The sequence below is a fragment of the Haladaptatus sp. ZSTT2 genome, from assembly GCF_037081775.1.
GTDB lineage: Archaea > Halobacteriota > Halobacteria > Halobacteriales > Halococcaceae > QDMS2.
Map to the genome: position 1 here is coordinate 960,132 of NZ_JBAMHQ010000001.1, position 12,743 is coordinate 972,874.

A 12,743-nucleotide genomic window follows, 5' to 3' on the forward strand; every position below is an offset into this window, starting at 1 on the left:
CGATGTGGCCAGTTAGGCCGCAAGCATAACACGTAAACGAGCGCTCTGAGACTTCTCGCGCATGCACTTAGCCCGCGTTCGAACCCCCGACGGGGTGGTTACCGGCGAGTACGACGACGGCGTCGTCATGCACAACGAGACCGCCTACGAGGTCGGCGAAGACGCGACCCTGCTCGCGCCGAGTGAGCCATCGACCTTCTACTGTGTCGGGCGCAACTACGCGAAGAAAATCGAGCAGATGTCCTACGAAATCCCGGACGAACCCGACTTCTTCATCAAGCCCGCCGTCTCGCTACATCACCCTGAACAACCGATTCCGTATCCGAGTTTCACGGACGACCTGACGTACGCAGGCGAACTGGCCGCCGTCATCGGTGAGGAGTGTCACGAGATTACCGCAGCCGAGGTGCCGGACGTGGTCCACGGCTACACCATCTTAAACGACTTAGACGCGCTCGACCAGCCGCGGCGGACGGCGCGCAAAGCGTTCGACGGCTCTGCGCCCCTCGGTCCCGTGATTGCCACCGACGTAGACCCCGCGAATCTGGCGATGGAGACGAAAATCAACGGCGAGACCCGCCAAAAAGACCACACCGAGAACATGCTGTTCGACCCGCTCGACATCGTCGCGTTCCTCTCAGAGCGCTTTACGTTCAAACCCGGCGACGTCATCTCCTTTGGCAGTCCGGCGAATCCGGGCGGCCTCGAACCCGGCGACGAAATCGAAATCTGGTACGAGGGCATCGGCACGCTACGAAATACGGTCGAATCGTCATAGGTTCATTACCGTAGCCATCCAACAGGTACGCAGGGTGGCGTATGTACCAACACATTTTACTCCCGGTAGACGGACACGAGGGAACCGAGGCGGCGGTCGAGCACGCGATTGATCTGGCAAACACGTACGGCGCAAGCCTCCACGTGCTGTTCGCCGTCGAGGTTCGCGGACTCGATTTGTTGGAAGAACCGAACCTCGAAAAGTTCCGCGAAGACCTCGAAGCAGAAGGGGCGGCGGCCCTCGAAGACGCGGAGGTGCGCGCAGAGGATGCTGGCGTGACCACTGTCACGACACTCGTCCACGACGACCCGCGGGAGGCGATTTTGACGTACGCAGACGAAAACGACATCGACCTCATCGTACTCGGACAGGGACGAGAAGGGCTCTCGCGGCTCATCCTCGGGAGCGTCACCGACCGTATCGTCCGCGAGGCATCCGTACCGGTGCTCGTCGTAGGGAACCCAGAGGGATGATTAGCGATACCCCACATCCTCGTCCAGCGCGATACGGCTCTTTACGAAGTTCCCCGTCCCGCGAGCGATGACGTTCCCGTCGCTGTCTCTCACGACTGCGTCTGCGATGAACTGACTCCCGCTCTCGTGGACGACTTCACCGACGGCCTCCATCCAGCCCTCGGTGATGGGCCGGGTGAGATAGAGGTTGAACTGGGAGGTGAGGACGAACACGTCTTCGACGAGCGAGTTGACCGCGAAGAAGGCAGCGTCGTCTAAGGCTTTGAAGTAGCTCGACCCGTGGACGGCGTGTGCGGCGTGGAACTGGTCTTCTTTGACCGGCATCGTAAGCGTCGCTTTGCCCTCCTCGATATCGATTTCGGGTTCGTAGTACTCGTTGCACGGGGCGGCTGCGTACATCCGTTCGAGCTTGCGAAAGTGGGCGGTGTTGGGCATGGGAAAACTGAGAGGGGTGTCAGCATAACTCACAGGGTTTCGGCAGGCGGCGGTGCTGTGACAGCGCTGCGCACGGCGTTTTCGGAACAAAACGCTTTACCCGCCGTTGGGGCAAGGAGCGGCAATGAGCTACAAAATCGGCCTTGTCGGCAAACCCTCTGTCGGCAAGTCGAGTTTTTTCAATGCGGCCACGATGAACGACGTCCCGGAGGGGGCTTACCCGTTTACAACCATCGACCCGAGCGTGGGCGAGGCCTACGCCCGCGTCGAGTGTGCGGCACCTGACTTCGAAGAGGAGTGTACCCCGACAACGGGCTACTGCGACCACGGCATGCGCTTTGTCCCGACGAAACTCGTGGACGTTGCGGGCCTGATTCCCGGCGCACACGAGGGCAAGGGCCTCGGCAACCAGTTTCTGACCGACCTGAACGAAGCCGACGTGCTCATCCACATCGTGGATTTTTCGGGGAAGACGGACGCAGAAGGCGAGCCAACCGAGGGTCACGACCCTCGCGACGACATCGAGTTCTTGGAGAACGAACTCGACATGTGGTATTTAGAAATTTTGGAGAAGGGTATCGAGCGCTACAACGGCAAGTATCAGGCAGAGGAGCTGAAAATCGAGGTCGAACTCGCAGAGCAGATGTCCGCGTTCCGCACGAACAAGGACGAACTCAAGCAAATCATCCTCCGCTGTGATTTAGCCCTCGACCCCGACGAGTGGGACGCAGACGACCGCGAGCAACTCGCCCGCGAGATTCGGAAGGTGACCAAGCCCATCATCATCGCGGCGAACAAGATGGACACGCCGGAAGCGCAAGCGAACTACGAGGAAATCACGGCAGATCCCGAGTACGAGCACCTGACCATCATCCCCGCGAGCGCCCACGCAGAGAAGGCGCTCAAGAAGGCGGACGAACAGGACGTCGTCTCCTATCGCCCCGGCGAAGCCGACTTCGAGATTCTCAAAGACATCTCCGCAGAACAGGAGAAGGGCTTAGAGCAGATTCGGGAGTTCATGCAGGCCCACGACGGCACGGGTGTCCAGCAGGCGCTCGAAGCCGCGCTGTTCTCAGAGCTCTCCGTGAAAGCCATCTTCCCCGGCACGGCAAACGGCAAGTGGGACGAGAAAGGCAAGTTCCGCGACTGTTTCCTCCTCCCCGACTACGCCACCGCAGAGGACTTCGCCTACCACCTCCACACCGACATCGGCGACGGCTTCCTCCACGCCATCGACTGCCGGTCGAAGCGCCAAGTCGGCGCAGACCGCGAGTTGTCCCACCGCGACGTTATCGAGATTATCTCGACGAACTGACGCGTAGAATACGCTTATCGTCGTTCCCCGCGGAACACCGGTATGAACGGGTATGGGCGGGGATTTTCGTCGCTCACAGAGGAGCGATCCGAAGCGTCGCTGCTCATCGTGGGTGCGATACCCGACTGGCTCAGGGGAACGCTCATCCGAAACGGCCCGGCCCACTTCGAACTCGGTGACGGGCGCGTCACCCACTGGTTCGACGGGTTGGCGATGATCAGGAAGTTCACGTTTGACGACGGTACTGTCACGTATGCGAATCGCTTTCTCCGCACCGAGACGTACAAGGCGCGCAAGCAGGGGCACCTCGGGCCGGGCGAGTTCGCCTCCGCGTCAACGACGGGCTTTCTCGCGAAACTCAAGTCGATTATCGTCCCGGAGACGACAGACAACGCCAACGTCACCGTGGTGGAACTCGGCTCGCGCATGGTCGCGCTCACCGAAGTCCCGCGCGCCATCGCGTTCGACCCAGAAACCTTAGCAACGCGCGAAGCGGTCGCCTTCGATGACGAACTGTCGGGCCACGTCATGACCGCCCACGTCCACCATGACACCGCGCGAGAAGAGACGATTGGCCTGCTCACGAAGTTTGGCAAGCCGAGTACATACATCGTCTATCGCGTGGCGGACGGGAGCCTCTGCCGTGAGGAAATCGCATCGGTCAGCGTTTCGCGTCCGGCGTACATTCACAGCATCGGCCTCACCGACCGTTACGTCATCCTCACGGAAGCGCCGTTTACGGTGAACCCGCTCAGTTTCCTGAAACTCGGCAACGACGGCTTCATCGAACACTTCACTTGGGACGGCACCGACGAGACGCGATTTATCATCATCGACCGCGAAAACGGCCGCGTCGTCGCCACCCCTCGGGCGCCGTCATTTTTCACGTTTCACCACGTAAACGCCTTCGAGCGCGAGGGACACATCGTCGTAGACCTCGTGGCCTACCCCAATCCCGACATCATCGACGGCCTCTATCTCGACCGGCTCGAACGCGGCGAGTTCAAAGGACTCGTTGGCGAACTCAGACGCTACACGCTGCCGACTGCTGGCACAGAACGGGTCGAGTGTGAGCCGCTGTCCGAGATTGCGATGGAGTTGCCAACCATCGCACCGACCGTCCGCAGACAGCCCCACCGCTACGTCTACGGGCAAGGAAGCGTCATGGACGGCGACGGCTTTTCGAACTACCTCGTCAAAGCCGACGTGGAGTCGGGGTCGAGCGCAATCTGGACGGCCCAAGAGACGTTCTGTGGCGAACCCGTCTTCGTTCCGAGACCGGCCGGGGAGCGCGAAGACGATGGGGTAGTGCTCTCGGTGATTCTCGACACCGCAGGCGAGCAGTCGTCGCTGCTCGTGTTAGACGGCGAGACGTTCAGCGAACTCGCCAGAGCGCCGCTTCCCCACGTCTTGCCCTTTGATTTTCACGGCGCGTTTTTCGACCACGTCTGGTAACCGGCGAACAGTTATCGTGACGGGAGCCAAGACAGCCACATGGCTCGCGTTCCGTATCTCGATTTTGACAACCTTTCTCCGGACGCCGCGGCGCTCATCGAGGAGACCAGCCTCGGGCCGCTAAACGTGTTCCGGGCGCTCGCGAACAACCCGGCCGCCCTCGCCACCCTCACGAAGTCTGCGGGAGTGCTCTGGACGGAGGCCGGACTCGACAATCGTGGCGCAGAGTTCGTCATCCTCACCGTCGCTCGCGCCACGGACAACGCTTACGAGTGGCACCAACACGTCGAACTCGGCCTCGATGCAGGGCTCACCACAGCAGACCTGCACGCAATCAACACGGGTACCCTCGACGCACTGTCGCCCGAAGACGCCGCGCTCTATTCGTACGTCACCGCCTACGTAGACGGCGCCGTCGATGACGCAGTTCACGAGCAGTTGGCAGAATTCTTCGACGACAGTGCAGTCGTCGGCATCACCATGCTCGCAGGCGAGTACCTCGCCCTCGCGCGAACCATCGACGCCCTCGACATCGAAGTCGAAGGCGAATTCGTCGGATGGGATCTCAAAAACCTCGATACGACAGCCTGACAGACTGTACGGCGCAGTGTGAATGCGAATTTTTGTGCCACCCGCCCTACCCTCTGTCACCGTGTGTCGCGGTGGCAGGCGGTGGTGAACGATGGCACCGGAAATTTCCCCCGAGCAGCGCAATCGTAGCCTCAGTTTGCGGCTGTTCACCGACTATCTGATGCGTGGTGAGGATGTGATAGACGAAGTCGTCGCCCCCGACTTCAGAGGCCACGGCTTTGGCGGCCACGACGGCGAAGTGGTTGGCCCGGCCGGGCTCAGAGAGTACTTCGGTGAGACGATTGGCACGCTCTGGTACGACATCCACGACCAGGTCGCAACGGACGACACGGTCGTAACACGATGGACAGTCCACACCCCGAGAGACATCGTCCGCGGCGGCCCGTCACCGACGGGTGGCGAAACGGAGATGTCCGGTATCACAATCGACCGCTTCGAATCAGGAAAGCTACAAGAGACGTGGATGCAGGCGGACTACCTCCACCTGTATCGCCAACTCGGGCTCGTCAGCGAGCCGGAGCTGTGAGCTACGCCCGGCGAAGCCGCGGAAACCAGCGCGGCGTCTCGGTGCTGTAGCGGTCGTACTCCTCACCAAACTTTTCGCGGAGGTGAGGCTCCTCGTAGGAGACGATGAAGGCGTGAAACAACAGCCAGATGAGCGCGCCATACACCACCAACAGCCCCGACTGGAAAAACAGCGCCTCACCGAACACGATCGAGAGAACGCCCACGTACATAGGATTGCGGACGACGCCGTAGAGACCCGCGGAGACCAGCGACTGCGGTTCGTCAGAGGGGGCCGGCGTGCCCCCAGCGGCCGCGAACAACGCAACCGTCGTCGTGTAAATGCCGATGCCGATGAGAAAGAGGGTGATGCCGAGATAGCGAAGCGGGCCAAGTGACAGGACGAACATCAACGGAAAGCCCGTGAGAAGGATGTATGGCACGAGGACGGTGACCGTCCCCGGCCCGATGAGCGTAAAGAGTGCAGACCGGGCCAGAGGGTGCATACGTGTCATTGGGTGTACTCGTTGAAATCCTTATTTATACTGCTGTGAGAGACGGGTGGCGGTGACGTGTCGGATTGGTGCAAACACTATCGAGTCGCCAACACACCATTCGCATTAATATCACTCACTGGTTTGCAAACCGGAACTAAATACACTGGGGTCTGAATCGCGTCGGGGAGGAACTTGCGATTGGCGACGAGGAGAATCGAGTGCCGTGGCGGCCTGTATTGGCTCCGAGCGAGTGGATCTGGACGGTGGAAAAATTCGAGTGTGGCGTAGTCACTACGATGCGAAGCGCTCTACGTGGGTGAGGTAGGAGATTTCCGGCTTCCCAACAACACCCGCCCGCTCCATGACCTGTCGCAGGTCGTCCGACTCTGCAAAGCCGCGCGCGTGGGCTTCGGTGTCGAACTCCATGAGGATGGTCACGTCGTTCGGGTCGTCGTCACTGCAGAACAGTTCGTGGCTTCGTTCCCCGTTTTTCTTTCGAGTCGCTGCGTGTTCGTCGAACGTCTTTTTCCACGTTGGATAGTCCTTCACTCGGTGATGGACGAGCATGTGTGCCATGTGGTATCACCAATAAATACTACGACGAGACGAGAGAAAAGCCGCGTTTACGGAAAGTCGGACACTCACCACGGCAAGACAGTTCACACGCCACGCCGCCGCGAACCACGCACAGCGACTGCCCCCTACGCCTTTTAGCCCGTGTGACGAACACCCACCCATGCCCCGGACTGACGAGTTCGTCACGGTCGCAGACACAGAGATACACTATTCGTCGTGGGGGAATACAGACGACCCGCCCGTCGTGTGCGTCCATGGCCTCTCGCGTGTCGGGCGCGACTTCGACCCGCTCGCCCGGCGCTTAGCAGACGACTACTGGGTGGTGTGTCCTGACATGCCCGGCCGCGGCCTGAGCGAGTGGCCAACCGACGACGCGACCTACGGCCCTGAAGCGATGGGGGCGCTCCTCGTCGCGTTCTGTGACGCCCTTGACATCGATACGATGCGCTGGGTCGGCACGTCGATGGGCGGGATGCTCGGAATCGGTCTCGCCGCAGGCCCACTCGCAGACCGCATCACCCACCTCGTCGTGAACGACGTCGGGCCAGCTCCCAGCGAAGACGACGCCGCAGACGAAGGGTTAGACCGCATCATCGAGTACCTCACAAATCCACCGTCGTTCTCTCGGTTCTCCGAACTCGAAGCCTACTACCGAGAGACGTACGCGACTTACAGCGAGATGACGGACGCAGAGTGGCGACGCTTTACGCGCGAATCGATGCGACGGCTTGAAACGGGAGCGTTCACCCCCGCCTACGACCCGCGCGTGGTCGAACCACTCTTGACCGCAGAACCGCCAGCAGACCCGTGGGCGATGTGGGAGGCGATTGAGGCAGACTTGTTCATCCTCCGGGGGAAAACCTCGGACATTCTCGCTGCAGAAACGTTCGAGGAGATGAAAGAGCGCCAGCCGGATGCAGAGACGCTCGAAATCGACTCGGGGCACGCCCCGTCGCTGAACACGCCCGAGCAGATTCGGCCGATTCGCGAGTTTTTCAGGGGTTAGTCAGCGGGCTGAGCGGTGCCTGTTTTCGCCGTCCGCTCGGAGAGACCCCATCCCGTCGCCGCGATGGCGAATAGAATGAGCGGCGAGAGGAAGCCGAAGAAGTAGTACGGCGCGTAGCCTGCGAGGCCGAAGCTCCCGGCGAGCGTGGGCACGCCCGTCGCTTGGGCCATGAACAGCGCGCCTGCGTGCCACGGGATGAGCGCGCCGGTTGGCGTTCCGGCGGCTTCGATGGCGCGAGAGAGGTCTTCGCTCTCGAGGTCGTACTCCGCGTACACATCACGGAGGGTCAGGCCGGGGACGACGATACTCATATACTGCTGGGAAGTGAGCAGGTTCGTCAGGATGGCGGCTGCGCCCGTTCCGGCGACGAGGCCGCCGACGCTCGTGACGCCTTTCGAGAGGTGGTAGGCGAGCACGGCGAGAACGCCCGTGCGTTCGAGCAGGCCACCGAGCGAGAGCGCGGCGACGACGACGGTAATCGTCCACGCAGAGCCGGTCAGCCCGCCGGTTGCGAGCAGGCCGTTTACGAGTTCTGAGCCGGTTTCCGGGCTCGTGCCGTTCATGAATATCGTCCACGCCCCGGTGAAGGATGCGCCTTGGACGACGATGGTGGTGAACACGCCAGTGAGCACGCCCGCGACGAGCGTCGGAATTGCGGGATAGCGTTTGAGCGCGAGGCCGAAGGTGACGAGCAGCGGGAGGAACACGACGGGGCTGAGCGAGTAGGTGCCCGCGAGCGCGCCCTGAATCTCGGCGATTTGGCCGGTGGGGATGGAGCCGTGCGAGCGCAGGCCCAAAATGGCGTAGCCCACGAGTGCGAGGCCGAACGCCAGAATCGTGCTGTTTCGCATCGCCCGGATGTGGTCGAACAGGTTCGTGTTCGTGACCCCGGCGGCGAGGTTCGTGGTGTCAGAGAGCGGCGACTGTTTGTCACCGGCGTAGGCTCCCGAGAGAATCGCTCCGACGGTCATCGGGGCGGGGACGCCAAGCCCGGAGCCGATGCCGACGAAGGCGACGCCGAGGGTGCCCACGGTGGTCCACGACGAGCCGATAGAGAAGGCGACGATGCCCGCGAGCAACGCGGTCACGGGCAGGAAGATGACCGGCGTGAGCAGGTCGAGGCCGAAGTACATGAGCGCGGGGATGGTGCCGGCGCTGACCCACGTCGCAATCACGGCGTAGATGACGAAGATGATGAACAGCGCCTGTTTGCCCATCAGCAGGCCGCGGGTCAACCCCTCAGCGAGCGCGTCCCAGCTAAAGCCGAGGTAGAAGTGTGCCAGCGCGCCGACGAAGATGATGCTCCAGAGCAACGGCACGTGCGGTGAGAGTTGAAGCACCGCAGAGCCGATGCCGAGGAACACGAGCACGGCGAGCACGGGAAGCAGCGCGATACCGAGCGACGGTCGCAACTCGGGGTCGATGTCGTCGTACCCGAGCGGGGTGAACGATGGTGAACTCATTAGCAGGCCGTATGCAGATGGCGCATAAAATACCTTTGAAATATACACACAGAGCATGAGTTGTGGTGGCATCTCTCACGAGAACGGCCGCCACGAACCACCCATATAACAAAGAAGAGTCATATTTTATTCCCCAGAATACTCGGCCAGAATTGAATACTAACAGAGATTTCAGATTGTATGACGAATAAGCAACATTCTATTTCTCCGTATTCAGCGAAGTATTATGGGCAATGGCAGTTCGAGAAGTACGTATCGACGAAAGTGCAATCGAGACGCTCGCGATGGAGTTCCGAGGAGAGTTGATTCGACCGGGCGACCCGACATACGACGAGGCGCGGACGATTTGGAATGCGGCTATCGACAAGCACCCCGGGCTCATCGCCCGCTGTGCTGGCGTGGCAGATGTCATCGCGGCGGTCAACTTCGCCCGCGAGCAGGACATTCTGGTGGCGGTGAAGGGGGCCGGGCACAACATCGCCGGGAACGCGTTGTGTGACGACGGGTTGGTCATCGACCTCTCGGGGATGAACGCGGTGCGGATAGACCCCGAGGCGAAGACGGCGCGCGTCGAACCCGGTGCGACGCTCGGTGATTTCGACCACGAGGCACAGGCGTTCGGGCTTGCGACGCCGCTCGGCATCAACTCGACGACGGGGGTGGCGGGCCTCACCCTCGGTGGTGGGTTTGGCTGGCTCACTCGGGCGTACGGCATGACCATCGACAACCTGCGGTCGGTCGACCTCGTCACCTCCGCCGGGACGCTGCTCCACGTAAGCGAGACCGAACACCCAGACCTGTTCTGGGGGATTCGCGGCGGCAGCGGCAACTTCGGCGTCGTGACGTCCTTCGAGTACGACCTCCACGAAGTCGGTCCGGAAGTGCTCTGTGGCCCGCTCGTCTACGACGCGGCAGATGGGAAGTCGGTGATACAACAAGTTCGTGAGTTCAACAAAACCGCACCCGACGAACTCTCGGCGTGGATCGTGTTGAGACAAGTTCCGCCGCTTCCATTCATCGACGAAGCGGACGTGGGCAAGGACGCAATCATCGTCGTTCCGTTCTACGTAGGCGACATAGCTGAGGGTGAGGAACTCATCAAGCCGCTCCGTGAACTGGGCACCCTCCTCGGCGACGGCGTCGGCCCAGCGCCATACGAAGCCTTCCAACAGGCGTTCGACCCGCTGCTCGAAGCCGGGCTTCGCAACTACTGGAAGACGCACAACTTCGAAGACCTGAGCGACGAGGTCATCGACATCGCACTCGACTTCTCGTCAAGACTCCCGTCGCCGATGTCCGAGATCTTCCTCATCCAACTCGGCGGAGAGATGGGACGAGTTTCTCACGATGCGACGGCGTATCCACACCGCGATGCGAGTTACGTAATAAACGTCCACACGCGCTGGGATGACCCGGCACTCGATGAGACCTGCAAGGCGTGGGCCAGAGAGTTCTACGACGCCCAAGAACCCAACGCCCAAGGTGGGGCGTACGTCAACTTCATCAGCGAGAGCGAAGGCGAAGAAGCGCTCGCGTACGGTGACAACTACGACCGTCTCGCGGAACTCAAGAAGGCATACGACCCGCACAACCTGTTCCGGGTGAACCAGAACGTGAAGCCAATGGCCTGAGTCTCAACAACCATTTTCACGCCACGGTTTACGCTTATCTGCCTGCACTGAGTTCCACCGCGTGTCATGCTCACCGACGTAACCCACGCGACCGTTCTGGTCGCAGACGTAGACGAAGCACTCGAGTTCTACACCGAGAAATTCGGCTTCGAGAAACGCGCGAACGAGGAGTTCGCCCCCGGCATGCGCTGGGTGACGGTTGCGCCCGAAGGCGGAAGGACAGAGCTCGCCCTCAAAGCGCCAACCGAGGACTTTTTCGGAGACGAAGCCGCGAAACTCCGCGAGCGAATCGGACAGGGAACCGTCACCGTCCTCGCCACTGATGACTGCCGCGAGACAGTTGCAACGCTCGAAGGAAACGGCGTGACGGTGACAAACGCGCCCGAAGAAGTGCCGTGGGGCGTCTCTGCGATGGTCGAGGACTGCTACGGCAACCCCTACAATCTCGTCGAAGAGCGCTGAGCCGAGGCACCCAGATTTAGTCAGAAGGAAAGACAGTATTGTAAACAGTGATTTTATCGTTGTTTCCACCCTCTCTAGTGTGGTGAACTGCCGGTGAGTACCAGAAAACTCCTGAGTCTGTTGGTGGTAGGACTGCTGCTGACTGGGACAGTCGGCGCTGAAAACGCGCTCGTTGCGACCCACCGGACGGTACTCGACCCCGGCTTCGTCAAACAGAGCCTCGCTGAGGAAGGCGGCTACGACGTGCTTTCTGCCGCCGCCATCGAAACGCTGGGCGGCCCCGCCGCGGGCGAGTTGAACGACAGCGAGATGGGCGTTGTCGCCTCGCTCACGGCGGAAGCCTACAGCGAGGCGTTGCTCGACCCGGCGTATCTTGCGGCGCAGACGAATGCCAATATTGATGATACGTATGCGTACCTCCACGGTGATGCGACAGAACCGCGCCTCGCGATAGACCTCGCGCCAGCGCAGGCGTCGTTTGCAGAGAATCTCGAAACGAGCATCGTAGAGACGCCGACCGCAGACCTCGTGGGTGACCTCGACGTGACGGCCACAGACCTCCCATTCGACACCGCCCTCCTCAGAGACGCAGAGACGAGCGAGGCGGGCTTCCTCGCCGCACGCGCGGAGGTGCGCGAAACCGTGCGTGAACAGGTCGTCCAACGTGCAGTTGCACAGGCTTTCTCGTCGGCTTCGGACGATTCCCTGCTCGCGCTCGTCATCGCAGAGTACGACCCGGATGACTACACCGCAGCGGAGAAAGCGCGAGCGGTCGACGCCCGGCGACCGGCCATCGAAGCCGCCCTGCGCGAGCGCGTCGAGGCAGACGACGAGCGTGTCGCAGCGCTGACCGACGAGGCACTCTCCGCGGTGCAGACGCAAGCCGTCGCCGCGGTTGAGGAGACAGTGCCACCAGGGGAGATTGACCCGGCGCTCGTCACTGCCTCAGCAGACCTCACGCTGGTCGTCGTCACCGGACTCACCGACGAGACCGTGACCTACAACGAATTTAAGACGGACCTCACGGAGTCGAAGTCAGTCCTCGCACAAACGATTGCCACAGAGATGAACGACCAACTCGTCGCGGAACTCGGCGGGACGGAACTCGTCCTCACCGATGAGATGCCCGCAGAGTCGAAACAGGCGTTCGAGAACGCCCGCACGGTCGTCACCGCCCTCGACCGCGGTGTGGTCGTCCTTGCGGGCCTCATCCTCGTGCTGGTGGGAAGTCTCTGGTTCGTCGGCCGCTCTGGCGTGACATTTCTCTCCACTATCGGCGGGGCGTTCGTGCTCGCTGGGGGCGTTTCGTTCGCCCTCGGGTCAGTCGCCATCGCACAGCTCGGCGCGGCGCTTGCGGGCAGCGACGTTCCAATCCCGGCGCTCGCAGACCTCGTGGTCGCGCTCGTTGGGCGAGTGACCGGCGTGTTCACGAGCCAGTCGCTCGTCCTCGTCGGCCTCGGTTTGGTGTGCATCCTCGGGGCTGTGGTGTTGCACTATCGCGTCGATGCGATAGGCCGCTCGAACGCGGCCACGTAAGTCACAGTATGTGAGCAACAC

At 61.5% G+C, this 12,743-nt stretch carries 14 protein-coding genes; 10 read left to right on the forward strand and 4 right to left on the reverse strand.

The features are described 5' to 3' along the window. The first annotated feature begins 61 nt into the window (after nucleotides 1-61). Together V5N13_RS05345 and V5N13_RS05350 are read left to right on the forward strand one after the other, a co-directional pair. Entirely contained in the window at nucleotides 62-778 is a 717-nt protein-coding gene (locus V5N13_RS05345; protein ID WP_336359913.1) for a fumarylacetoacetate hydrolase family protein, read from the forward strand. A gap of 41 nt (nucleotides 779-819) precedes the next feature. After that, nucleotides 820-1,251, forward strand: coding sequence for a universal stress protein (locus V5N13_RS05350; RefSeq protein WP_336359914.1), 432 nt, complete (start codon nucleotides 820-822; stop codon nucleotides 1,249-1,251). On the opposite strand, the gene V5N13_RS05355 is transcribed toward V5N13_RS05350, so the two are convergent. Next, nucleotides 1,252-1,686 carry a PaaI family thioesterase gene (locus V5N13_RS05355; RefSeq protein ID WP_336359915.1) on the reverse strand — a complete coding sequence of 145 codons (435 nt, stop codon included), beginning with the start codon at nucleotides 1,684-1,686 and terminating at the stop codon, nucleotides 1,252-1,254. Between the two features lie 124 nt (nucleotides 1,687-1,810). On the opposite strand from V5N13_RS05355, the gene V5N13_RS05360 reads away from it, so the two are divergent. The 4 genes from V5N13_RS05360 to V5N13_RS05375 all read left to right on the forward strand — a co-directional run bounded on the left by V5N13_RS05360 (nucleotide 1,811) and on the right by V5N13_RS05375 (nucleotide 5,573). Beyond that, the gene (locus tag V5N13_RS05360) at nucleotides 1,811-3,001 is read left to right on the forward strand and encodes a redox-regulated ATPase YchF (protein WP_336359916.1); all 1,191 of its coding nucleotides are present in this window, start codon (nucleotides 1,811-1,813) and stop codon (nucleotides 2,999-3,001) included. 42 nt (nucleotides 3,002-3,043) lie between these two features. Continuing rightward, nucleotides 3,044-4,456, forward strand: coding sequence for a carotenoid oxygenase family protein (locus V5N13_RS05365; RefSeq protein ID WP_336359917.1), 1,413 nt, complete (start codon nucleotides 3,044-3,046; stop codon nucleotides 4,454-4,456). Between the two features lie 39 nt (nucleotides 4,457-4,495). Then, on the forward strand, nucleotides 4,496-5,047 hold the full coding sequence (locus V5N13_RS05370; protein WP_336359918.1) for a carboxymuconolactone decarboxylase family protein: 552 nt from the start codon (nucleotides 4,496-4,498) through the stop codon (nucleotides 5,045-5,047). 91 nt (nucleotides 5,048-5,138) lie between these two features. After that, a complete protein-coding gene (locus V5N13_RS05375; RefSeq protein ID WP_336359919.1) occupies nucleotides 5,139-5,573 on the forward strand; it encodes an ester cyclase in 435 nt (144 codons plus the stop codon). A 1-nt stretch (nucleotide 5,574) separates the two neighbouring features. Here V5N13_RS05375 and V5N13_RS05380 read toward each other — a convergent pair whose 3' ends face one another. Both V5N13_RS05380 and V5N13_RS05385 read right to left on the reverse strand, forming a co-directional pair. Beyond that, nucleotides 5,575-6,057 carry a methyltransferase family protein gene (locus V5N13_RS05380; RefSeq protein WP_336359920.1) on the reverse strand — a complete coding sequence of 161 codons (483 nt, stop codon included), beginning with the start codon at nucleotides 6,055-6,057 and terminating at the stop codon, nucleotides 5,575-5,577. A 282-nt stretch (nucleotides 6,058-6,339) separates the two neighbouring features. Continuing rightward, on the reverse strand, nucleotides 6,340-6,624 hold the full coding sequence (locus V5N13_RS05385; protein ID WP_336359921.1) for an antibiotic biosynthesis monooxygenase: 285 nt from the start codon (nucleotides 6,622-6,624) through the stop codon (nucleotides 6,340-6,342). A 160-nt stretch (nucleotides 6,625-6,784) separates the two neighbouring features. Between V5N13_RS05385 and V5N13_RS05390 the strand changes: the two genes are divergently transcribed. Next, entirely contained in the window at nucleotides 6,785-7,630 is an 846-nt protein-coding gene (locus tag V5N13_RS05390) for an alpha/beta fold hydrolase (RefSeq protein WP_336359922.1), read from the forward strand. Here the strand turns inward: V5N13_RS05390 and arcD are convergent. Next, nucleotides 7,627-9,093, reverse strand: a complete 1,467-nt coding sequence (gene arcD, locus V5N13_RS05395) for an arginine/ornithine antiporter ArcD (RefSeq protein WP_336359923.1) — start codon at nucleotides 9,091-9,093, stop codon at nucleotides 7,627-7,629. The two genes, V5N13_RS05390 and arcD, sit on opposite strands and share 4 nt — an antisense overlap. A gap of 233 nt (nucleotides 9,094-9,326) precedes the next feature. On the opposite strand from arcD, the gene V5N13_RS05400 reads away from it, so the two are divergent. The 3 genes from V5N13_RS05400 to V5N13_RS05410 all read left to right on the forward strand — a co-directional run bounded on the left by V5N13_RS05400 (nucleotide 9,327) and on the right by V5N13_RS05410 (nucleotide 12,722). After that, a complete protein-coding gene (locus V5N13_RS05400) occupies nucleotides 9,327-10,724 on the forward strand; it encodes an FAD-binding oxidoreductase (RefSeq protein WP_336359924.1) in 1,398 nt (465 codons plus the stop codon). Nucleotides 10,725-10,790: 66 nt separating this feature from the next. After that, on the forward strand, nucleotides 10,791-11,186 hold the full coding sequence (locus V5N13_RS05405) for a VOC family protein (RefSeq protein WP_336359925.1): 396 nt from the start codon (nucleotides 10,791-10,793) through the stop codon (nucleotides 11,184-11,186). Nucleotides 11,187-11,279: 93 nt separating this feature from the next. Continuing rightward, complete coding sequence (locus tag V5N13_RS05410) at nucleotides 11,280-12,722, forward strand: hypothetical protein (protein WP_336359926.1); 1,443 nt, start codon at nucleotides 11,280-11,282, stop codon at nucleotides 12,720-12,722. The last annotated feature ends 21 nt before the right edge of the window (nucleotides 12,723-12,743 follow it).